Genomic DNA, 22778 nt, shown 5'->3' with positions numbered 1-22778 from the left:
TTAGAAAAACGCGGACTGACTGACTTAAATTTGCCATAAGTTTGCCATAAGTTTGCCATGAACAAAGCGCGAAATCACAGGATAGCCAATGACATAGGTACACAAGGCTAGAGATCTGTAGATATAACTCAGAAAGGCAGCATTTTAATGCCATATTTATGGTAGATTTGGCTGATCTCGCCTTGCTCCATCATAAACTGTAACGCCTGATCAAGCTCACGCTTGAGCTCAGCATGCTTGGGTTGAATACGCATAGCAACCGGCAACTTGCTTATCTCGTAGACTTCCTTAAAGCCTCTGTAAGCCGGGGTGGTCGCAATATAATAGGCCGCTGTGACATCGCCAATCATAATATAATCGAGCCGGGTATGAGCAAGCTGCACCAGTAGTTCTCGCTCAGAAATATTGTCATATACCGCAATTTTCCCCGTCCCAAAATGGCGCTCAAACGGCCCATACCGATATCCACGTACGCGCCCCATCACTTTGCCATAAAAGGACTCAGGCTGTTTATAAGCACGTGCTTCTGCACGACCCAGTACCACCTCTCGAGAAAACGCATAGTCAATACTATAAATGCCCGGTACTCGGGAGCTTTTTCGCCAACTGGGATTGACCCCTGGCTCAATATCAATTTCACCCGATTCAAACGACTTGTGCCCACGTGCAACCGACAGTGGCACAAACTCAAACTCATGTCCTGTCAATTCACCAAGGCGGGTAAACATATCCTTAAATATGCCGGCCTGCTCTCTGCCATCTAAATAGTTATAAGGTGGATTTGCGCCGTGATACACCAGCACAGAATAACGTGCAGCCTCTGCACCTGCGCTCAGTACAATACATAAGATCAGCACAACACAGTGGTTGACTCTAGGCATCACAACCAGCCGATATTAGCGCCTGGTTATTTTGATTAGCATCTTGATTCATCGTTTACGCTTTCGGTTAAAACAGATCTTAAGCTTAGTTAAGCAACACGCTTAGGCAAAGGAACATCAACAAATTGTTATCTAAACATCCGATATTTAAGTTATCTGAATAAGAAAAAAGAACCAGCAATATGAAAATATTCATACGCATTAATCAAAAAGAAAGTGAGCACACACTTATAGTTGAAAAAAGTCAATAATACAGGTTAAATTGAATGGAATTTGCACAAAAATAAAAATATATAAATAAAACTTTCTTTATTTCGTCTATTTATCGAAACATAAGTTTCATGATAATGTACCACCATGAGTTCAAAGGCACGGTGATAAGCACCGCGTCATTGTCATCTGCTGTGATTCTGGGCAAAGGGTTTCCCTTAATTTATTACGTCTGATCTCAGCGCTTTATAGCAAAAAGGAAGTTTATTTATGAAAAATGCGTTACTTGTTTCGTTACTCTCACTGGCCAGCACAACTGCACTTGCAAATGCCACACCTTCTGTCACCCAAACTGAACAGGCACCGACCCGGGCTGGATACAGCAGCGTTGATGAAGTCATTGAATATGGCCGTCAGTATCAGGAGATCAAAGGTCAGCTTCTGGATGCCGGATACGAACTCCAGTCATGCAACCAGCATGTACTGAACTACTTTGTACAGCCTGCATCCGCCGTGTACCTGTACGCCCAAGCTGAATGCACCTTCTCTCGTTCAGTAGGCGGTGATTACTCACTGGAGACTGACTATGCCATGGTTAAAATTGACGTTGAGTATCATCAGTTCAACCAGCTCTTTCACGAAGGAACAGTCAACGTCAATTATGTCACTGTATACTAAGGTATAAAGACCAAACAGCGTTACGCTTTCAATCAGTAATCCGGCAAGGACAGCGGGATGATGATTCTGACCTCAGGCCGCAGACGTGCGGCCTTTTTCGTTTTCGTATCAAGCACTATGTATCTGCCCGGATACAAAAGGCAGACAATCAGATACCCAGCTACCAGCAACAAAACGCTACAGTCCTATTGGAATTCATCAATGGGATACGATTATGAAAAAACACCTAATTGCGCTGGCCCTGTCACACGTCGCCTGCACCTACGCAATCGCCGCTTCACCGCTTTGGCAAAGTGTGGAACAACATCATGCCAAGCCACAAAACCATCACAGTCAATATCTGTTGGACCAAAGTGCGCTGCACGCGCAACTCAGTTCGCTGAGTGACACGCAAACAACCTCTGTGATGCTCCCTCTGCCTGATGGCAAGCTGGTTGAATTTGTGCTCACGCCGAACCAGGTCATGGCGCCAGCACTGGCAAGCAAATTCCCGCAGATCAAAACATTCAGCGGCCATCAAAAAGACAACCCGATGCACTACGGACGATTTGATCTGGGGCCAAACGGCTTTTTTGGTGTTTTTAACTATCAGGGACAACGTATCTACCTGGATCCACAACCACGCTCAGGCAAACACCACTACCGCAGTTACGCTGGCAACAGTCAGGCCACAGACAAAAAAACACTGAAACAACACGCACCTCGTAAACATCACCGACATGCGCAGATGGTCGATCGTCTGGCACAGCCCGAGCAGAACAATGAAGCCGATACGCTGCCGAACACGCAGATCACGTACCGTATTGCGATTGCCACCACAGGTGAATACGCCCGCTTTCATGGCGGCAGTAAAGAAACAACACTGGCAGCCATTGTGACTATGGTCAACCGGATCAACGACGTTTATGAGCGCGACCTGGCAATAAAATTTGAACTGGTTGGCGACAATGACAAGTTGCTCTTTATCGACCCGAATACAGATCCTTTCGACAATACGGATGAAGATATAGATAAAATAAGTGAGCAAATCAATACCCTGATTGGTGCTGATGGCTATGACATTGGGCATTTGGTTGGCACCGGGGGTGGCGGCCTTGCCGGATTTGAAGTTGTTTGCACCGAGCTCAAAGCGGAAGGGATCACCGGCAGCGAGGAGCCCACCAATGACGCCTTTCATATCGACTATGTTGCGCACGAAATAGGCCATCAACTGGGTGCCGATCACACCTTTAATGGTGAGGCAGGTGCTTGTGGTGGTAACCGCGCTCCAGGCAGTGCCTACGAACCGGCCAGTGGGTCAACCATCATGGGTTACACTGGCATTTGCGATGAGCAGGATCTGCAAGCTAATTCCGATCCATACTTCCACATTCATTCTCTGGACCAAATGAATCGCTACGCGCGGCTATCATCGGGTAAAAGCTGTGGGGTTCATACTGAACGCGGCAATGCCAAACCACAAGTGAATGCTGGCACAGATCGCACCATTCCGGCACGCACGCCTTTTACTTTAAGCGGGACTGCCACAGACAAAGAACAAGACACGCTCAGCTACAGTTGGCAACAGTTTGACCTGGGCGAGGCGTCTGCGGACAAAACCCAAGATAGCGTTGATGATGGTAAAAGACCGCTGTTCCGGACCTTTAATCCAAACGACACACCACAACGCACATTGCCAAAAATGGCAGATATCTTGTCAGGTCAACCAAGTTTTGGCGAAGCCTATGCCACCACGACCAGAGCGCTTAACTTTCGCCTAGTTGTCAGGGATGGTCAGGGTGGCGTGAGTGATGATGCAGTGAAAATTGCCGTCATTGGCAATGATCAGGGATTTGCCGTGACCCTACCAGACGGCTCAAGCCAATGGCGTGGCAACTCACAGTTAGTGAAATGGCACACTGCTGACACAGAAAACGCCCCGGTTTCCTGCGCAAACGTCGATATTTTACTTTCCGAAGACGGCGGTCAGACATTTGCGACCGAGTTGGCAAAGCAAGTGCCAAATTCCGGCCAGTATGAAGTGCAGCTCGGTAATATCCGCACTGAGCAGGCCCGCATTCAGGTCAAATGCCATGACAACATCTTCTTCGCAATCAATCAGGGTAACTTTAGTATCAATAGCGAGTCCGCCGCTGACACAACGCCTGAGATCAAGGGACAAAAGCCGCTTAGCCTCGACGAAGATGGCAGCTTGCAGATAAAACCGGATGATCTGATCCTGGCACAAACTATGACCATAGATGCAATCACTTTAGCCGAGGGCGCACACTACCAGATCACGGGTACAACACTCACACCTGCTACACACTTTCATGGCGAACTCAGTGTGCCGGTAACGGTAACCAGCGGCACACTTACCAGCGCGCCTTACACACTCACCGTTACAGTAAAGTCTGTCAATGATGCCCCTGAGGCGAACAAGGATACATACAGCGTTGACTTTGCGTCGAAAAACAATGCGCTCGCTGTAATCGATAATGACCGGGATGTAGATGGTGATACACTGAAGATAAGTAGCGTGGATTATCGTGGTACAGGTCAGGTGACCATCAGCGACAATCAGTTAGTGTATACACCGCAAGATGACTTTTCCGGCACTGAAGTCTTTCGTTATGATATCGAAGACGGGCAAGGGGGCAGCGACTATGCAACCGTGACAGTGACGGTAAAAGCCAATCCCAACCCCGATGATGGCGGCGATGATAAAGACGACAACAACTCAGGCTCGTTCGGCCCTTGGGCAATGCTGAGTGGATTGTGTTTGTTGCTACGCAGACGACGCCGCTAAGCAATCAGGCCAGGGGTCGGCGTATCAAGCCTGCCACCTGGCCATGGTTATGAACCCGAGCGTTCGCTAAACCAGTCTGTCCAAAGCACGAGTCAGATACTGACCCGACTGCACATCCGCTTTAACTCTTTGCACATTCTGTTTCATCTGATCGATTTGTTCAGGTGTCAGCTCCGCAAGGCGCGTTTTGATATCGCGCAACGAGCTTACTTTAAAGCCAATTCCCTGCTCTTCAACAAAGTCAGCCATAGCTGCCTTGTCCCAGATGATGATAGGCATGTCACACAACAAGTACAAAGACAGTTTATGTGGGTTATTGTACTTAAGGTACTGACCCGTCACGCCATCACAGGTATCCAGAGTGTTGCCATACCAAACCAGACCAAAGTCTCCGTCAATATGATCGATCACCTTGTCCGACGGGAAACACCCTTTGTAGTCGAGAATTGTATTGTTGATGTTTTTGACTTTCTTCTCATCATAACCAACACCATACAGGTCAAACTTAAAGTTACCGCGCTCCAGCCTATCCAGCTCATACACAAATGGACCCATGTTACCGGCAAACACTACCCGAATTTGATCATAGTCGGTTGGTGTGCGCTGGGCATTCGGGTTATCGGTATGCAGATAGTCGAACGCTTCGATGTTGGTAATCTCAGCTTGGATGTTCTGCTCTTCAAACCAGGCGCGCATTTTGTCGTTATGCACAATCAACTGGTCTGATTTATTCAGCATATTGATTTCTTTCTCTGAGTGGCCGTACTTACCTTTGAGGCTGCGCACGTCATGCACCAGTGTCAGCACTTTACTGTTTTTCAGTTTTGCGCCCCACAAACAGTAACCGTAAAACTTGTTAAACGGGTACTGCAAACACACCGTACTGCCCGACTTCAGTCTCAACAGCGCCCAGCTTACACCCAATGCACTGATCAACGTACCCAGCACAGAATTTGCAATCCAGGTCTGCTTAAAGCCGATATTTTGCCAGCCGTTGTTCTGCAAAATGGTCTCACAATCCATCTTTGCTTTACCGGCTGCATCAAACTTAGAGCGGTAATTTCTTGCGATATAAACTTTACGACTCATGATGTTATGCCAATTCCTTGCTGGTTAATGCCAGTGCCGCTTCTATGGTGTCGTCCATATCATAGTATTTATAATCGGCAAGACGGCCTCCAAAAATAAACTTATCAGCATAAGGGGCTGTTTTTGCCAGCTCCTGATACCGTGCTAACAGCGCATTATTGGTTTCGTCGTTAATCGGGTAGTAAGGCTCGTTGTCTTTACTAAACTCATGAGGGTATTCTTTGGTGACAACGGTTTTTTCCTGCGTACCAAATTCAAAATGCTTATGCTCCAGAATACGCGTATACGGCACATCGCGCTCGGTGTAGTTCACCACGGCATTGCCCTGATAGTTTTCCTCATCCAGCACTTGCGTTTCAAAATGCAGGCTGCGGTATTCTAGCTTGCCAAACTGACAGTCAAAGAACTCATCAATTTTACCTGTGTACAGTACTTTGTCTGCCAGCTTGTTGAGGTTTTCGGCATCTTCAAAGTAGTTCACACCCGTTCTGACTTCCACACCTTCAAACAAGGCATCAGTCAGGGCATTGTATCCGCCGATCGGGATCCCCTGATAACGGTCGTTAAAATAGTTGTTGTCGAAGGTAAACCTGAATGGCAGACGTTTGATAATAAATGCCGGGATCTCAGTGGCCGGTCGGCCCCATTGCTTTTCGGTGTACCCTTTGATGAGCTTTTCGTAAAGATCGCGTCCACCCAGATACAATGCCTGCTCTTCCAGATTTTGCGGTGTCAGGTCAGCATAAGGCGCACGCGCTTCAGCAATTTTCTCCTTTGCCTGCTGGGGTGTAGTCACGCCCCACAACTGGTAAAAGGTATTCATATTAAAAGGCAGGTTATAAAGCTTGTCTTCGTGTCTGGCAACCGGCGAGTTCACATAGTGATTAAATGTCACGTAACGATTAACGTAATCCCACACCTGCTGGTTGCTGGTATGAAAAATATGTGCACCGTACTTATGTACGTTAATCCCTTCAACCTGTTCACAGTAGATATTACCACCAGTATGGTCGCGCTTATCTATCACCAGGACTTTCTTACCCTGATCGGTTGCTTCTCTGGCGAATACAGCACCAAACAGGCCTGCACCGACAATCAGATAATCGTATTGAGCTTCATTCATTGAAATTTGCCTTTGTGAATCGTTCATGGCTATATCGTAAGCGCAAAACTATATCAGAAAAAGTGAAGAATTGAGCATTCATCGCTGAGGAAAAGACAAAATAGTCCCTAAATTAGTAGGAATTTTTCCACCTCCAAAACATCTTCGAATTAGCAAGACTAAACACGTAAAATTTTGTTATTGAACTGCCGAATAAATGTACGACACCAGACCAAAAATGGGTCGCCTCAATACAAAACAAGCCTGTGTATAAAGGTTATCAGAATACAGAACCGACTTAGCTTACCGGTTGTGGACCCGGTTTTTGGCAACCTGCTATCAGCTTATCTAAACCCGCAGCCAGCAAGATACCAAAGGTATAACACACCAGATCACTGCCTTTAAAACCAAAGCCCAGTACCAGCGCACCCAGTCGGGTATGTCGGATATCATTGAGCCACTGAGCCTGATACAGCTGCGAAAACTCAATCGCAAAAGCAAACCCTAAAGCCAGCAGAGCGATACCGGCGGTGCGCATTCCACGCTGCACACAGCAAAGCAACCAGAATACCATCATCGCCCAAAGGGTATCACCGGCATAAAGCGCCAGTATCTCTGGTAGTTCTATAAACGAAGATCGGCTGAGCAAGCCCAAAAGCATCGTGATGATAGCCAGGCCTGAATATAGAAAAATACTGCGCCTGAGAGTCGACATAAAACTTACTTTTAACTTATCCATTCTAATTGGTATCGAGAGGATTGGCCTATATTCATCAAAAACGAGCGCACTATCATCGCTTGCTTACCTAACATGGCAGTACATTATTTTGACCGGTTATTGTCTTGGTTTACCCGCGTCTGTCTATTCGTTTTACCCAATAATCGCAGTACTGACTCATTCCCTTCCATTCTAACTTTTAGAGGTCTTTAATATGGGTAGTTCACATAGCAGTACAGCAAAGAAAGAAATCATACTTTACCGGGGCACAAACTGCACGGCTGAGTTTGATGCCATTACAGCACAACAAACAGCTGGCGGCTGGCCAGCAGGTACAAGCAGCAACTCACTGCCTACCTCAGAGCAAGTAGAGCACCAAAAAGGCACATCGGGTGAATGCGCGCCCATCCCCAAAGACAAAGCCATTGATATAACCAAGTTTACACCCTGGGTTGAATATACTCGAGACATTGCCATTGCGCGCCAGTTTAACCGAGGCGGCGTGGTACAAATATCGGTTGCTGAAGCGTATGCCTATATCGTCGAGGGCGATAAGCTGGAAAGTGGCGTATTCTTGCATCGCAGCACCCCTGTCGACATAGAGGGCACAGAGCCCCCCAAGTGATTTGAGCAAGTTTATAAAATGATTTATGCCTGCTGCACAGCAGGCATGACACCATTCCATCCAATTACAATACTTAACGATCAAAACTAGACTAAAGTCTAAGCTGCTCCTCCCGTTTTTCCATTATGTTGGATAGGGTCTGTTGACAACTTTACTCGTTATTTTTCAAAAAGCACATCAACAGAGCCAACACATGTAAAGGAGCAATATTATGAATTTTAAGCACTTAGTCGCTATTTCACTCACCGCCGGACTGGGAGTCAGCCAGGCTCATGCAGCAAGCTGTCAGGGAGTTAACTCTTACCCCGACTGGACACAAACAGACTGGCAGGGCAATCCCAGCCACGCCAACACCAATGACAAAATGCAGCATCAGGGCAAACTTTATCGCGCAAACTGGTGGACCCGCTCTGAGCCTGGTAGCAGCTCAGCCTGGCAATATCTTGGCCGCTGCGATACCGGCAATCAAATCACACCGGTTGAACGTTATGGCAAGCTCAGCGTATGCGGCACCGGGCTGTGCAGTGAGCAACAACAACAAATCCAGCTGCGTGGCATGAGCAGTCATGGCCTGCAATGGTATGGTCTGAACAAATGTTTAACCGGCGCATCACTGGATGTGTTGGCTCAGGACTGGCAAGCCGATATTGTCCGCCTCAGCCTGTACGTACAGGAAGGCGGTTATGAAACCGATCCAGCCGGGTTTACCCAACAGATGAATACCCTGATCGACATGGCCAGCCAGCGTGGATTATATGTTCTGGTGGACTGGCATCAGCTTGATCCGGGCGACCCAAATTATAACCTGGACCTGGCTAAACAGTTCTTTACCGACATAGTCACTGCCAACAAAAACCGCAACAATGTGATTTACGACATTGCCAATGAACCAAATAATGTCAGCTGGCCTGAAGTGCGCCACTACAGCGAGCAAATCATCCCGGTTATCCGGGCTATCCAGCCTGACGCATTGATCCTGATCGGCACCCATGGCTGGTCTACGTTTGGCGCATCGACTGGTGGCAGCGTACAGGAGGTGCTGAACGATCCGGTACCGTTCGACAACATCATGTACACCTTCCACTTTTACGCGGCATCGCACAAAGACTATCACCGCTCTGTACTCGATCAGGCCTCTGATGTACTGCCCGTGTTTGTCAGTGAGTGGGGCACGCAAAACTACGATGGCGACGGCCCGAATGACCCTATCAGCTCACAGAAGTATATCGACCTGATGAAACGCAAAAAGATCAGCTGGACCAACTGGAATTATTCCGACGACTTCCGCAGCGGAGCAGTCTGGCAACGCGGCACCTGTAACACTCAGAACTTTGTCGACAGCCAGCTCAAAGAGGCCGGTACCTGGGTCAAAGGCTGGATCAGTGAAGGCAGATAATCATTAGACCAACACAAAGGGCGCGCAAGCCGTGCCCTGATGATATTTAAGCTGCCACCGGCCCTGCGCCAACACCCAAATGGAGCAGCGCTTTGCAAACTCGCAGGCTTCTCCATGTTGGCCAACCAATGCGCATTGATAGCGCAACAGGTATACATCCGGTGCCAGCTTGTCACAGCTGTAATTCTGCGCATGCACACGCAGGTGCGTAGGCAATTCCTCGCTCATCATAGAGACAATGGACTCAAAGGTATAGCTGGTGCCCGACATGCCAACTTCCGCAAAGTCGGCATGCAATAGACGCTCAATGGCATCGCGATTTTGCCGGGTCTCATACTGATGTAACTCAGTTTCTTGTGCTATCAAAATATCCATTTTTACGCTCCTGAGTAATGTGCTGAACTTACAGCAACCTGAGCTAACTAAAGTAACGCTGTGAGCGATATATAGTCAAAGCCCAGGTTATATCAGTGTTTGATTGGCTCAATACCTTTCAGATGGCGCAGGAAATAATCCCAACGCAGACGCACAAAATGCGGGTGCTCGTCGAGTACATGACCCATATTGGGATAAATCATCAGGTCAAACTGCTTATCCGCTTTGATCAGCGCAGAGACCAGCTGCATGGTCGCAGCAGGATGTACATTGGTGTCCAACTCGCCGTGAGCCAATAACAGCTTCCCTTGCAGGTGCTTTGCCCAGGTCAGGTTAGACTGCTCATCCCACTCCGGTGTCACTGGATAACCCATCCAGATTTCATTCCAGCCCGCTTTATCAACCCGGAAATCATGATTCCCCGAAGCAGCTACTCCGACCTTAAAGAAATCCGGATATTTAAACAACGCATGCGCAGTATCATAACCACCGGCACTGAAACCAAAAATCCCGACCCGATCACTGTCCATGAAAGCATGTCGCTGTGCCAGCTGACGAATGGCCGCCACATGATCGTCCACGCCCCCACCGAGGTTTTTAAATGAATACTCATGGAATGCCCGGCCGCGTTTATTGGTGCCCCGCCCATCCATTTTGATCACCACAAACCCCAACTCAGCCAGCGCATTGGCCTGGCGTGAATAGGTGTTAAAAGACTTAGGCGTAAAGAAGTTATGCGGCCCGGTATAAATGTCATCAATGACCGGATAACGCTTGTTAGGATCAAAGTGGGATGGTAAATACATCAAGCCATACAGCGACGTTTTGCCATCCGCAGCCAGCACCTCAAATGATTGTGGCGGACGCCAGCCTGTCGCCTGCAAAGCACTGATATCAGCCCGTTGAATTTCTCTCACCACTTTCCCCGTGCGACTATCTCGCAGCACAGTCACAGGTGCCAGTGACGCAGTCGAATAGGTGTCTATCACATAGTTAAAATCGGGAGACAATCGCGTATCATGTTCAGCAGCCTCTGGCGTGAGCAGAGTCAGATCGCTGCCATCCAGATTAATCCGGTATAAATGTCGGAAATAGGGATCCCTGTCAGGCTCTCTTCCGGACGCCTCAAAATACAGCTGCTTGCGCTCAGTATCTACGCCCCGGATCACCCTTATCGTCATCTCACCTTGCGTGATCGGATTCAGTAATGCGCCATTGCTGGCCTGGTACAAATACAAATGCTGATACCCACTGCGCTGCGAGCTCCAGATAAAAGCATCCAGCTCCGGCAATGCCCAATACGTTTGTACCCAGGGGTCGATATATTTGTCGTCACGCTCTTCAACCAAAGCCCGCACCTGAGCCGTGTGCGGATCCACTTCGCGCATAAAGTACTGACGATTGCCCCGGCGACGGTCATGATAGACATAGCGACCATTGTCCTGCCACCAGCCCCACAGTGCGCTGCCATAGTAAGTCTGCATCACAGGCGGAGCATCTAGCTTGATAGCCTTTTTCTTATCGATGTCCACCAGCACCAGATTGGCTTGTGGTAACGTCTCCTGCCCGGCTGAAGGATAGTAATAACGAACCGCTTTCGGTCTCAGGCTCGCCTCATGATCAGACTGAACCAGTGTGTATAAGTCAGTGCCACTGCGATCCAGCTGATAAGTGATTAAATAGCGGCTATCTTTGGACCACGTCAGTGAGACGCCTTCACGCTGATAGTCTGTGCCAGCCTTAAAGCTGCGCGCCGGATTCGGGTGCGTTGCAGCATAAGGGCGCTTCTCAGTGCCGTCCCGGGTGAGTACAGTGCGCTCCCCCGAATGCTTATTGACCAATATCAGATTATGGTTTTCAACCACCACTTGCCACTGCCCATCATCAGAGGCGCCTTGTTGTGGTTCATCGGCCTGTGCATGCACCTGATGATCACAGGTATATGCAGGCAGGGTACAGGACCATTGCGTCTGTTCAATCGTAAACGCCAACCGGGATCCGCTGAGCGTAATTTGCTTGAACGGCAATCGCGCTGCTGACACCTCGGTCAGACCCTCTGCGCGCAACACATTCGCAATTTTCTGATGATCAAACGCCGCAGACTGTGTGTTCTTGCTCGGGTCAACCAGCACAAAGCGGTGACCATGGCCGTGCTGCTGAACAAACCAAAAACGACTCCCCTCATCCAGCCAGTTAGCAGTCAACTTATCGTTTTTGACTAAAGGGGCGAGATTTTGCGGCAAAAATTGTTCAGCCCGTAAATAGAGCTTCTGACTATCTCTTGGTTGCTCTGCCTGTGATTTTCCGACGGGAAGGCTCTGACAGGCTGTCAGTATCAGGCTTGAGCTGACTAATAGTGCCAGTGTGCGCTGCAACATAAAACGGTCTCCTAAACCAAAAAAGCCCACCGTACTAAAGTGATTCGGGCAGGCGGGAGAAATACATAGATACCGGCCTGAAGAGGCGGCATTTGGCCTGTTATATGAAATAACCGGCTTTTACAACCGGGCATATACATCAGCACATGCCCGGCGTAGCTTTCATTTAAAATGAGTAGGTGTATTTAAGCTGGATAGTTCTGCCAATAATATTGTGAACGCGCGTAGTGTATCCTCGGGTGTATTCATCATTCACCGGCGGCAGCTTGTCAAACGCATTGGTTACAATCAGCTTCACCAGGCCATACTCATCAAAGTTGTAACCCGCCCCCAGATTCACTGTGGTCATTGAAGGGAAGTCCTGCCATTCTTTGCCAATTTCAATGTCTTCTGGCGATTCACCATCGAACGAACCTATGTATCGAACGGTTGCGAAACCTTCGAAATCCCCATAGCGATAATTGGTTTTAAAACTTGCTCTATACTCAGGTCGGTTAATGAAGCCAACATGCTCATAAACAGGGTCTGAATTAGTCTTCTGAAACTCATACTTAAGTACTTTGCTCAGCTCCAGGTTGAATTTCAAATCCCCCATGTCTTCAAGATCAACTCGGGCGGCGAATGACGCATCTATGCCCGATGTATCCAGGCCCAGATAGTTGGTGACGGTAGAACCAATCTCGACCATTTCATCTTCACGAGGCAATGATGTGTCACGCTTTACATACAGGCCACTGTAATTGCCCAAGTTACCTAAGTATTCTTCATCAAGTACCGTGCGCCCGCTAATGTCTTTGATCTCATTGGTGATCTCAATATTCCAATAATCTAATGTCATATCAAAATCTTCTGTCAGATTATAGGCAAAACCAAAAGACACTTGCTCTGATTCTTCTGGCTCCAGATCAGGGTTTGAAAACGAGCGGACTGGCACGCTTTGATTGTCACATAATTCTGACGTAGCGCGTTGTGCTTTGGGAACTGGGTTGCAATACTTAGGATCCCATAACCCATAGTAGCCAATACTTTCCTCACCAATGGCTTCATTCAGGTCTGCCACACGAAAGCCCTGACTGAAAGAGCCCCGAACAACCAAATCTTCTGTCACTTCATATCTGGCAGACAGGCTACTCGACAACTGCCCCTGATCAGGCAGGCTATATGAGTCGTAACGCGTTGCAGCTGAGACCGTCAATGTATCGAGGATCGGCGCTTCAACTTCAAGGTAAGCCGCCCGATAGTTTCGGCTGCCCACGACATCACCACCGTAGGCCCCTTTGACGTTTCCAGAGTTCGACTGCGCATCTTGCTCATCAGACAATTCCAGAGAACGGTATTCGGCCCCAATGGCATAACCAATCGCACCACCATCAAGTTCAAACGGCAGCGTACTTGACCAGTCTACTGTCACAGCCTTGGTCGTGCTTTTACCCAATCTGTGTTGACTATGACGGAAACTGTCCAGCACCTCTTCTGTCGCTTTATCACCCCCGCCATACGCAAGGGGATTGTAAAGGCCCTCTTCAACCGCTTCATCAAACTTATCTACGAAATAGTAGTAGTTTGACTCCTGCACAAAGCTATCTGTACTGTGTGCCAGGTTTATGGACAAGCGGCCTTCATCAATGTCCCAGTTAATACCGGTGTTGATGTCTAGTAAGTCTGTTTTGAACGTAAACTCTCTGGGCAATGCGCCTTCCATGTAGTGATAATAAGTAATATCACGTGCGTCAGCAGTGCCAGCTGTCGGGTTATTTACATGATCTGCTGCGAGCGTACCACTTGCCCACATAGGTGTAGCCGATGTGAAGTTCTTATCGCGTGTGTGCAAAATAGTATTGTAAAATTCTACATCATCGTTGATAGCATAGGTAAAGTTAGTGAAAATTGAAGTCTTCTCGACCTTGGGCAGGTAGTACTTTCCATCGAAGACATCGTACCCACATTGCTTACCCATATTCCCGTCACGGTCGCGAATGTTTTCTGCCGGGCAATCAGGTCCCGGACTATAAATCCGCTCACCGTCTTCATTTTCATAGCTATAAGACCCCCACGGAGAGTAACGTGAGCTCCAACGTCTTTCATTGTGCTCAGCATCCAAATGAGGACGGTCGCCGCCGCGCAGACTGTCATTTGTCTGGTGCTCCAGAACCACAAGTATTGAGCTTTTATCACTGCTGGTACCATATGTCAGGGCTCCACCTTGTTGCCCAGCTCCGCCACGGGTTGCATGCGATGCATTCACAGAAAGCTGCATACCATCATAGTCTTTCTTAGTGATAATATTGATTACACCACCCATTGCATCAGAGCCATAGATTGATGATGCGCCGTCTCGCAGGATCTCAATACGTTCAACCACTTCAATAGGTATCAGATTAACGTTTGTACTCGAGCCATAGTTTGAAGCAGATGTCGCGACACGGCGGCCATTTACCAGCGTCAAGGTCCGATTGGAACCCAACCCTCTCAGGTTAGAGGAGGCAAAGTTGCCCGCCGAGTTGTTTGAGTGAGCAATAGAAGTACCTGCTGAGTTAAAAATACTTTCAGCAAGAACACTGGCTACATCGTTCAACCCCGTTGCCTCTATATCGGCTTTCGTTATGACAGAAACGGGCTTCGCTGTTTCCATATCTGTTCTTTGGATCCTTGACCCCGTAACTTCTATCCGCTCTGGTTCATTCGCTCCACTGTCGTCATTTACTGCGGCGAACGCTTGCCCACTGGCAGACGCGACCGCCAAAGCAATTATATTCATGACAAAAATTCGACTAGCATTCCCATTGTGACGCATCACTGTACTCCTACGTGTTTCAATTATTATTTTCCTGATGGAGCCATTATTTGTTCTATAAAGTGTCCCCAGTACCATACATACGCTACTCTTTATGTATATTGTATGCAATATATTGAATAATAAAATATCAAAAATCTTACTAAAGTATGAGCTGGAGTATCACTATAGAAACACTGGAAACCGTTCCAAATTCAACACAAGCAATTGAAAATTTGATAAAAATAATTTTTTTTACGCTTGAGGTAACTTTGCTCGGAAATAGACATTAGTAGTACACAAGTGCAGCAATGTGGGACAATTGCTGTCAAAGATAGATAGAGCTGGCTCACAATGCGTCGTCTGCTATGCGCCTCAGTGCAACAGAACGCCCGGCCTGACTGAACCTGCCACTCATTTTGAGTGAATTAAAAAGAGCCCTGAGACAAATACTCAGGGCCCTAAATTGATTCTCATAACGATTTTTTACTTTTCAAAAACATGAATGTAGCCATCCAAATCCGGCACGATCACTTTGCCATATCCGACCGCCGGTGCACCGTAAACCCCACCGTGAACAAAGCCATCGATCATATTAGGCTGATACTGCCACTGCTGTTCACCAGTGCGGCTATCGACCGCAAAAAAACCTCTTTGGGTTGCAAACCAGCCGGGTTCATCATGGCCTGTTGCGCCGATGTACACAGTGCCATTTTTGGCAACTGGCTGGCCCCAGCTCCATCCTCCGGTTTCGAATTGCCAGATCAGGTCACCGCTCTGGGCGTGATATTTATTGAGTAAATTGGAATCTGAACTGCCGATATAAAAATGTTCACCATCGGCAGCCGCTGTTGCCGAAGACTCCACCCAAGAGCCACCCGGATAAGCCTGTTTCCACAGTAATTCACCGCTGAGTGGATCAAGCCCATATAAATGGGTGTCACGGGATCCAATCACCAGTACGTCATCAACAATAGTTGGGCTGGACGTCAATGCTCCCTGCGTATCATATTGCCAGACTCGTTCACCTGTCTTCGCATCCAGCGCATACACAGATCCATCCCAGCTGCTGATAAATACAAACCCCTGGTGATGCGCAGGTGTGGCGCGAATTTTACCCGCCGTTTTAAAGCGCCACAGCACCTTACCGGAGGACCTGGCGATGGCATAAAGGTGACCATCGCCACTACCTATAAAGACTTGGTTACCCTGAACCAGCGCACTGGATTTACTGTAGTCAAATTCCCACGGGGCATGATTGGCAGGCAATATGCGCTGCACATCTGCATCATTGAGGCTGGTACGCCATAATAATTTACCCTGCCAACGGTTAAGCGCATACAGATAGCCATCATCACTGCTAAAGAAAATCTGATGATGCTTTATTGTGGGTTTAGATCTCACCAAACCGTCGGTTTTATAAGACCAGGTCAGCTTAGGCTGATCCACATTCAACGCATACAGGTGGCCATCATCACTGCCAAAGTACGCGGTATGATCGCGCAGTGTTATGCCTCCCCAGTTTTCTCCTTTAACCTGATAACTAAACAGATAATCGCCACTGGCAGCAAAGGCTGTTTGAGCAGCATCATAGCTGAGCCCGACTGCCAATATGCTGATCAGTCCAAGCTGTTTGAGTGTGTTAGTTGAGTTCATGGTGTTCTCCTTATGTGATTTGTCATCACCCTGGCGTAATCCGCACCCAAAGGTCCTGAAAACACTCTGAAACCTTCTTAAAGATCCTTAATATCTCATCTCACGCCTTCACTCCATGTCACATAAAAACAAATAAACAACTGATTTAAATGCTTTTAATTATAAATTTGGCATTGACCCAACACTAACAATGACGAAATTATGAAATAATTTATTCAGCTCCACATTCTTTGCGCATTTCCTTTCTAGCTTTAAAAGAAGCAGAGCGAACGAGCGCTTTGGCAACATTTTGGCACCGTTTCACGACACATTAGACCAGATAAGGCAGTTCTGGAGGCAGTCACTAAACGGCCAAGGCCACAGAAGGAGTATTGAAATGAATGAGTTAACCACCAAACAACAGGCATTAAACGCGTTTAAATCTCGCGTTCTCTCACAACTGGGTTGTCACGAACTGGTGCATGAGCAATTACAAATAGCCACCGACAGTATCCTGGATCCCGACACCCTGAAATACCATATCGGAGGCCTGTTTCATTTGCAGGGTGATCTCTGTGCCCGGGACCTGATCAGGCAGGTAACCTTAGTATTTAACCACCTATGTGGTCAAAGTGAGCTGGACTTAGATATGACACCGGAGCTTACAGACCTGGCACAGGCCAGAGCGTTCGCCGAGCAATGTAAACAACTCCCGTTCGACTTAAAGCACGGTGCTCTGATCCGTATTGCGCTGAGACGTGCCGCACAGGGCGGATACTATCTGGTATTGATTGCACACCATATTCTGCTCGATGGGCTGAGCCTGTATCGACTGTTTTGCAAGGCGCTGGCCATGTTGTCTATGTCTGTCGAGGAGATCACCTCTGAGCTGGCTCAAATGCGCTATCACAATACCCACAAACACACTGCCCGCCACCTGACGTTTTGGCAAACCTACTTGCAAGACTTACCTGACTTTATGTTTGACTATATTCCACCAGCTCAAGCAGGTAAGCACACCCTGAGCACACACTTTTCAGTGCCCAACACACAGATAGACGCCCTGATAGATCTCTGCCAGCAGCACAAAGTGGGCTTTCACGTTTACATTGCCCATCTGCTGGGGGAGTTTTATCAGCATCACTTTAAACAATCCGTGGTTGTTGGGTACGCACTGAATCATCAGCGCCGTGACCAGTACAGTTATGGCATGTCATCTAAAGTACTGCCACAAATAGTACCGCCTGCCGCAGACACTTTTGCTGAGTCTGTTAAATCGCTGCAAGCCGATTTCAACCAGTTGTTCAGAAAAAGTCAGGTGCCAATTGGCGAAATTAATCAATGCGCTGCGGTGTCAGCCAGTGCCCGCGCTCTGGTATATGATGTGATGATCAATTACCTCAACCCCGGAGCGTTACTCAACATAGAAGACGTGCATCTGGCCAGTGAGATGTTGGTGCAATCCGACCATGATCACCCCATATCTGTAAATCTGGTTTACAACGAGCATAGCACCATGCAAGTCATGCTCAGCGCTAACCCCGCGTACATTACATCTGCCCATTTACAACAGCTTAGCGAACTACTGGAGCATGCGCTGCATCAGGGGGCACAACAAACTTTGCAATTTAACCGGGCTAAAGAAACCCCCTCTCAGCCGGAATGGCACATTATGCGGGGTAAAGTACAGCCGCTGACATCCGCAGAATTGCCCGCCCAGATGATTGATACTGTGATCAGGCAAACACCTGAACACATCGCAGTCCGTGATCACCAGGGTCGGGCGTTCAGTTATCAGTGGTTGCAGGAACGCCAGCAAAGTATTGCTCGCTGGCTGCGCGCAAACACTCTGCCACAGCACAATGTGGCGGTCCTGATGGAGCACACCGCTGAAATGGTCGCAACCGTGCTGGCCTGCCTGCATACAGGCCGGGTGATAGTCCCCTTAAATGCCGACGCCGAAGTCAGCTATGTTGAAGACATACTCACCCGAACCAAAGCGGACTGTGTCATTGTCGACGACCCTCACTGGGCCAGTGCGCTCGGTCAGTGTGAGGTTGTCACCATAGAGTCTGTAGGTGAGGCACCTCATCGCCCATCTGATGACACGCATGGCCATGCGGTGTGCCTGGATTCACTGGCTTATCTGGTGTTTAGCTCAGGAACTACGGGTGTACCCAAAGGTATTATGCTTGCCCAACGCACCCTGGCAAACTTATGTCTGCATCATCGCCTGGACCCAAATTTATCTGCACCAGCACAGGTGCTAAACACCACGGCACTCGGATTTGATGTGGCAATCCAGACCATACTCACCACCTTGTGTTGTGGCGGCACTTTACATCTCACCACATCCAATGTGCGCAAAGAAGCGGCTAATATTCTTGATAATGTCGTTACCAATCGAATTTCAAGACTGATAGTGACCCCCAGCTTGCTGCACATTCTGTCAGCACAGGCCAGCTTTAGCGAGCATACATTTAGCACTTTGCAACAGGTAATTGTTTCCGGCGAACAAATGGTGATGAGCGAGCAGGTACGCGCTTTTTTAAGCCGCTCAAGCGCTACTTTAATCAACCAATACGGCCCAGCCGAGACGCATGTGGTTACGCAACACAGCGTCTATGATTTAACCTCACTGGCCAATGGCGATGCAGTGCCCATCGGTCGGCCCATATGCAATGTCAAACTGGCGATACGCCAAAATAGTGCGCTGAGTGGTGATAATCAGGGAACCCTTTATATCGGCGGGCCCAGCGTGGCGCTCGAATATATCCAGGCACCACAACTCAGTGCTGAGCGATTTGTGCATTTACCAGCCCCCGCCAACTCAGGCTTGTTTTTCAACAGCCGGGACCGTATCGCTACGTTAGCTGATAAGCGGCTACTGTTCAGTGGCCGGGAAGATGACTCAGTCAAAGTTCGCGGCCGCTTTGTTAACCTTAAAACGGTAGAAAAGCTGCTCATGGCCGTCAATGGTGTGGCAGATGCCTGTGCAACCACGTATCGCAGCCACGGTGTTATGCGCTTACTGGCCTTTGTCACTTTGTCTGACCGCCGTGCTGATCTAAGTTCACTAAGTGTCAGGCAAACTTTGCTCGATGACGCCCCGAACTGGCTGGTCCCGGACACCCTGGTGCCGCTCGACAGCTTTCCAAGAACCGCCAATGGTAAGGTCGATACCAGAGCGCTGCTGGCCGAGTTTGAACAAATGCAGCAAACCTCCGTGCCTGAACAAGATAATCACACTCATCAGAAAAGTCAGGTTGAGCAGCAGGTGTTGCAAGTACTGGCACAAAAATGCGGTGTTCACCCCCGTACCCTGGATGAGGACCTGCGTACTTGCGGCATGGATTCGCTAAGTATCATCATTTATCTGACCCATCTGTCTGAAACCTTTGGTCTGCAACTGAATACCGATGATTTTATTGCTAACCCCAGCGTAACGACAATCGCCGCCTTAATTCAGGCCAGCCAGAACTCGTCTTCACTGCCAGCTGCCCCGGGTCAGAAAGTCAGAAAACTGGGCAAAACCAGTGCGCCAGCAACCTTCACACAAAGTAATATTTTTCGACAGTGGCAACAGGGCAATCTGTACAATATGTTTCAGTGCTTTGCAGTACAGGGCTCCGTTTGCCCGAACCGTATGCGTCAGGCCTTTGCGCAACTGGTGTCAGGCACTGGGCTATTTAACAGCCGCTTTGAGATGCGCGGTGATACGCTATGGTGTTGCAGCAATGACGCCGATGTGAGCAATCCATTTGAGCACATCGACCTGAGCCACCTGGACCAACAAGCAGCATTTGATGAACTTGAATTACGCTGTAGTAAACAAAAAAACCATCGCTTTGCGCTCGAACAAGGTGAACTTATCCATGCACAACTTCTCACTTTAGGACACCAGCAGCAGTATCTGCTGTTAAACATTCATCACATCATCACCGATGCTGTCTCCAACATTAATATCATAAGTGAGCTGAAGCGGTATTATGATCAGCACGCAGACAACACGCCAGACGCTCCGCCAGTCGACTTTTTTGACTATGCCTGGGAAGAACAACGTTTCTTCGCAGCAACTGAGGGTCAGCAAATTGTCAGCGACTATCAGGCCGAGTTTAAACGCCATTCACCTTATCCCAGGTTCAAACACCTGAACGGTGCCCTGTGGACGCCCTCGCTTTACCATACCCAGTCTTGCACGCTGGCTGGATTCTTCGCACAATCCGCTGCACAAACCGGGGTAAGCCAGATCCAGTCTCTGATCGGCGCCTTGTGCCAGGTATTTTCAGCACACCTGATAACACCCGAGATCCTGATGGCGGTGACCTTCACCGGTCGTACTTGCCGGGAAACCCGAGACATGATAGGGCCGCTATATAAAGTTGCCCCTTTGCTGGTTAAGCCCGATGAAACGCTTGATTTCAATGCCTCAGTCGCCTCAGGCGTGGCCAAAATCTACAATGAATGTGTGCCCGAGTTCACCCAGGTTATTGCCCAGCCCGCGCTGACCGAATATTTGCCCTACTTCAAGCTCAATTACATTACCAACAGCAATCAACTGCTGGCGCTCGATTTTGATGGCTTTACGCTGCAACCGGAAGACCATGGCGATCAGGAAGATGTGATAAAAAATATGGGGGTTTCACACCGGGTGCCACTCAATATCGTGGCAGTGCAATCTGGTGAGAACCTGGTGATGAACTGGCATTATGTCGAAGGCGCTTTGTCTGACAGTATGATAACCAATATGCTCGACGGGTTTTCCAGGATATTACGTGAATCTGAGGAGTGCCCCCCACTACAACGCTTTGCAGAGTAATCTGCAAGGAACGTTAAGTCATTTCCTCAACCCCATTAGATTTAACAGAGCGACTGCACGTTGCAGTCGCTCTGACTATTTATACTTCAGACATGGTGCGAGGGGTGGCTTTTAGCTTAAGCTCAGCCACTTTGTAAAACGCCAGGGCCGCGAAAGAGGTCAGCGTTGTCAGCACAAATAACATTACCCCGCTCGAAAAATCCAGCACCAGGCCGCCTAAAATGGGCGCAAACGCATATCCTAATGAACACAAACCTGCCGCACCAAAATAGCTGGCCTTAAGGTTATCAGGCGCCAGCCTGTCTACATACACATTGATATTGCTGAACATAATCGCTTCGCTCAGACTCAGCACAATCATCGCCGTTATCCAGCCCCAGGTATTGTGCACATCATTCAGGGCCATCATCACTTGCGAGACTACTAAGATAGCGCCGCCCAGATACAGCCGGTGCTCTATTCGCCAGTTGCGCATCAAATGCAACAGCGGAAACTGACAGACAATGATCACGGTAGAGTTGGTAATGATCACCGCCGAGATCAACCAGGCAAGCTCTGGGACTTCAGCGCGGGTAAGGTATTGCACCAGGCTGGTATCACACTGCGCATAAACAAAGTACACCAGCGTCGTTGCAACTAACACCACCAAAAAAGTGCTGTCTTTATTGAGTATTTTCAGCCACTGAGAGAACTTAGGCGCAGACTGAGTAGTCTGTGCGGAGCTTCCACCCTTAGGCCGGAAGTACACCAAAGCCACCAGCAATCCCAGATAAGACACCGCAGTATAAATAAAACTGAATTGCTCGCCATTGAGGCCCGCCCACAGGCCATACAGCGGACCCAAGGCAGCACCCACATTGACCAAAAAGTACAGTAAGTGAAGTGCCAGCTCGCGATCTTTGGGGTTGGCCAGCTCCTCCGTCAGCAAGGCTTTGCTGGGTGCTTCCCATAATGTGCGAGGCATACAAGCCAGAAACACTGCGACGGCAAACAGCCACAGCGCATCGGCCAGTGCCAACAAGGCAAAAGACCCCACCCCAACCAGCACTGCCACATAAAGCATTTTGCTACGGCCAAAACGGTCTGCCAGATTGCCAGTATAAAACCCTAAAAACACGGCCAGCGTGGCTGAGCCGGTTAACAGCAACCCAACCTCAGTGGCGCTCAGACCATAACTTTCATACAGCATCACTGCGAGAAACGGCCACACCATATAGTAACTTGCGCGAACAAAGAAATTGCCAATCAACATCACCCAGACCAGAGGCGTAAATCGCGACAACTGCATTGGTAAACTACTTATATCCATAT

Annotated in this window: 14 protein-coding genes; 5 read left to right on the top strand and 9 right to left on the bottom strand. The window is 48.6% G+C overall.

Going from position 1 to position 22778, the window contains the following annotated elements; translation table 11 throughout:
• Positions 1-128: 128 nt before the first annotated feature.
• Positions 129-881: a substrate-binding periplasmic protein gene (locus tag QNM19_RS03435; RefSeq protein WP_082225556.1), complete on the bottom strand. Its 753-nt coding sequence runs from the start codon at positions 879-881 to the stop codon at positions 129-131.
• A 480-nt stretch (positions 882-1361) separates the two neighbouring features.
• Between QNM19_RS03435 and QNM19_RS03430 the strand changes: the two genes are divergently transcribed.
• Together QNM19_RS03430 and QNM19_RS03425 are read left to right on the top strand one after the other, a co-directional pair.
• On the top strand, positions 1362-1769 hold the full coding sequence (locus QNM19_RS03430) for a hypothetical protein (RefSeq protein WP_049865881.1): 408 nt from the start codon (positions 1362-1364) through the stop codon (positions 1767-1769).
• A 214-nt stretch (positions 1770-1983) separates the two neighbouring features.
• On the top strand, positions 1984-4557 hold the full coding sequence (locus QNM19_RS03425) for a reprolysin-like metallopeptidase (protein WP_284026325.1): 2574 nt from the start codon (positions 1984-1986) through the stop codon (positions 4555-4557).
• Positions 4558-4623: 66 nt separating this feature from the next.
• Here QNM19_RS03425 and QNM19_RS03420 read toward each other — a convergent pair whose 3' ends face one another.
• The 3 genes from QNM19_RS03420 to QNM19_RS03410 all read right to left on the bottom strand — a co-directional run bounded on the left by QNM19_RS03420 (position 4624) and on the right by QNM19_RS03410 (position 7463).
• Complete coding sequence (locus QNM19_RS03420) at positions 4624-5646, bottom strand: glycosyltransferase (RefSeq protein WP_049865878.1); 1023 nt, start codon at positions 5644-5646, stop codon at positions 4624-4626.
• A gap of 4 nt (positions 5647-5650) precedes the next feature.
• A complete protein-coding gene (gene glf, locus QNM19_RS03415; RefSeq protein ID WP_049865877.1) occupies positions 5651-6769 on the bottom strand; it encodes a UDP-galactopyranose mutase in 1119 nt (372 codons plus the stop codon).
• 277 nt (positions 6770-7046) lie between these two features.
• Positions 7047-7463 carry a ribosomal maturation YjgA family protein gene (locus tag QNM19_RS03410; protein WP_284026324.1) on the bottom strand — a complete coding sequence of 139 codons (417 nt, stop codon included), beginning with the start codon at positions 7461-7463 and terminating at the stop codon, positions 7047-7049.
• A gap of 217 nt (positions 7464-7680) precedes the next feature.
• Between QNM19_RS03410 and QNM19_RS03405 the strand changes: the two genes are divergently transcribed.
• Together QNM19_RS03405 and QNM19_RS03400 are read left to right on the top strand one after the other, a co-directional pair.
• Entirely contained in the window at positions 7681-8091 is a 411-nt protein-coding gene (locus tag QNM19_RS03405; protein WP_284026323.1) for a hypothetical protein, read from the top strand.
• Positions 8092-8302: 211 nt separating this feature from the next.
• On the top strand, positions 8303-9487 hold the full coding sequence (locus QNM19_RS03400) for a cellulase family glycosylhydrolase (RefSeq protein WP_284026322.1): 1185 nt from the start codon (positions 8303-8305) through the stop codon (positions 9485-9487).
• Positions 9488-9490: 3 nt separating this feature from the next.
• Here the strand turns inward: QNM19_RS03400 and QNM19_RS03395 are convergent, their stop codons facing one another.
• The 4 genes from QNM19_RS03395 to QNM19_RS03380 form a co-directional block, all read right to left on the bottom strand.
• Positions 9491-9862 (bottom strand): nuclear transport factor 2 family protein, encoded by a 372-nt coding sequence (locus QNM19_RS03395; protein ID WP_049866263.1) that lies wholly within the window; start codon positions 9860-9862, stop codon positions 9491-9493.
• Positions 9863-9954: 92 nt separating this feature from the next.
• Complete coding sequence (locus QNM19_RS03390; RefSeq protein ID WP_049866262.1) at positions 9955-12240, bottom strand: S9 family peptidase; 2286 nt, start codon at positions 12238-12240, stop codon at positions 9955-9957.
• 166 nt (positions 12241-12406) lie between these two features.
• Complete coding sequence (locus tag QNM19_RS03385; RefSeq protein WP_284026321.1) at positions 12407-14998, bottom strand: TonB-dependent receptor plug domain-containing protein; 2592 nt, start codon at positions 14996-14998, stop codon at positions 12407-12409.
• A 501-nt stretch (positions 14999-15499) separates the two neighbouring features.
• On the bottom strand, positions 15500-16669 hold the full coding sequence (locus QNM19_RS03380; RefSeq protein ID WP_049866257.1) for an outer membrane protein assembly factor BamB family protein: 1170 nt from the start codon (positions 16667-16669) through the stop codon (positions 15500-15502).
• Between the two features lie 376 nt (positions 16670-17045).
• Between QNM19_RS03380 and QNM19_RS03375 the strand changes: the two genes are divergently transcribed.
• The gene (locus tag QNM19_RS03375; protein WP_284026320.1) at positions 17046-21467 is read left to right on the top strand and encodes an AMP-binding protein; all 4422 of its coding nucleotides are present in this window, start codon (positions 17046-17048) and stop codon (positions 21465-21467) included.
• 79 nt (positions 21468-21546) lie between these two features.
• Here QNM19_RS03375 and QNM19_RS03370 read toward each other — a convergent pair whose 3' ends face one another.
• Positions 21547-22776 (bottom strand): MFS transporter, encoded by a 1230-nt coding sequence (locus QNM19_RS03370; protein ID WP_049865806.1) that lies wholly within the window; start codon positions 22774-22776, stop codon positions 21547-21549.
• Positions 22777-22778 lie beyond the last annotated feature (2 nt).

It is taken from the genome of Pseudoalteromonas ardens, assembly GCF_030125445.1.
GTDB lineage: Bacteria > Pseudomonadota > Gammaproteobacteria > Enterobacterales > Alteromonadaceae > Pseudoalteromonas > Pseudoalteromonas ardens.
This window is presented reverse-complemented; position numbering and strand designations above follow the sequence as displayed.

What these genes read in the sequence shown, in the direction of transcription:
- QNM19_RS03400 (WP_284026322.1), top strand. Translation starts at nt 8,303, where the DNA reads ATGAATTTTAAGCACTTAGTCGCTATTTCACTCACCGCCGGACTGGGA.
- QNM19_RS03435 (WP_082225556.1), bottom strand. Translation starts at nt 881, where the DNA reads ATGCCTAGAGTCAACCACTGTGTTGTGCTGATCTTATGTATTGTACTG.
- QNM19_RS03430 (WP_049865881.1), top strand. Translation starts at nt 1,362, where the DNA reads ATGAAAAATGCGTTACTTGTTTCGTTACTCTCACTGGCCAGCACAACT.
- QNM19_RS03380 (WP_049866257.1), bottom strand. Translation starts at nt 16,669, where the DNA reads ATGAACTCAACTAACACACTCAAACAGCTTGGACTGATCAGCATATTG.
- QNM19_RS03375 (WP_284026320.1), top strand. Translation starts at nt 17,046, where the DNA reads ATGAATGAGTTAACCACCAAACAACAGGCATTAAACGCGTTTAAATCT.
- QNM19_RS03410 (WP_284026324.1), bottom strand. Translation starts at nt 7,463, where the DNA reads ATGTCGACTCTCAGGCGCAGTATTTTTCTATATTCAGGCCTGGCTATC.
- QNM19_RS03420 (WP_049865878.1), bottom strand. Translation starts at nt 5,646, where the DNA reads ATGAGTCGTAAAGTTTATATCGCAAGAAATTACCGCTCTAAGTTTGAT.
- QNM19_RS03385 (WP_284026321.1), bottom strand. Translation starts at nt 14,998, where the DNA reads ATGAATATAATTGCTTTGGCGGTCGCGTCTGCCAGTGGGCAAGCGTTC.
- QNM19_RS03370 (WP_049865806.1), bottom strand. Translation starts at nt 22,776, where the DNA reads ATGGATATAAGTAGTTTACCAATGCAGTTGTCGCGATTTACGCCTCTG.
- glf (WP_049865877.1), bottom strand. Translation starts at nt 6,769, where the DNA reads ATGAATGAAGCTCAATACGATTATCTGATTGTCGGTGCAGGCCTGTTT.
- QNM19_RS03395 (WP_049866263.1), bottom strand. Translation starts at nt 9,862, where the DNA reads ATGGATATTTTGATAGCACAAGAAACTGAGTTACATCAGTATGAGACC.
- QNM19_RS03390 (WP_049866262.1), bottom strand. Translation starts at nt 12,240, where the DNA reads ATGTTGCAGCGCACACTGGCACTATTAGTCAGCTCAAGCCTGATACTG.
- QNM19_RS03405 (WP_284026323.1), top strand. Translation starts at nt 7,681, where the DNA reads ATGGGTAGTTCACATAGCAGTACAGCAAAGAAAGAAATCATACTTTAC.
- QNM19_RS03425 (WP_284026325.1), top strand. Translation starts at nt 1,984, where the DNA reads ATGAAAAAACACCTAATTGCGCTGGCCCTGTCACACGTCGCCTGCACC.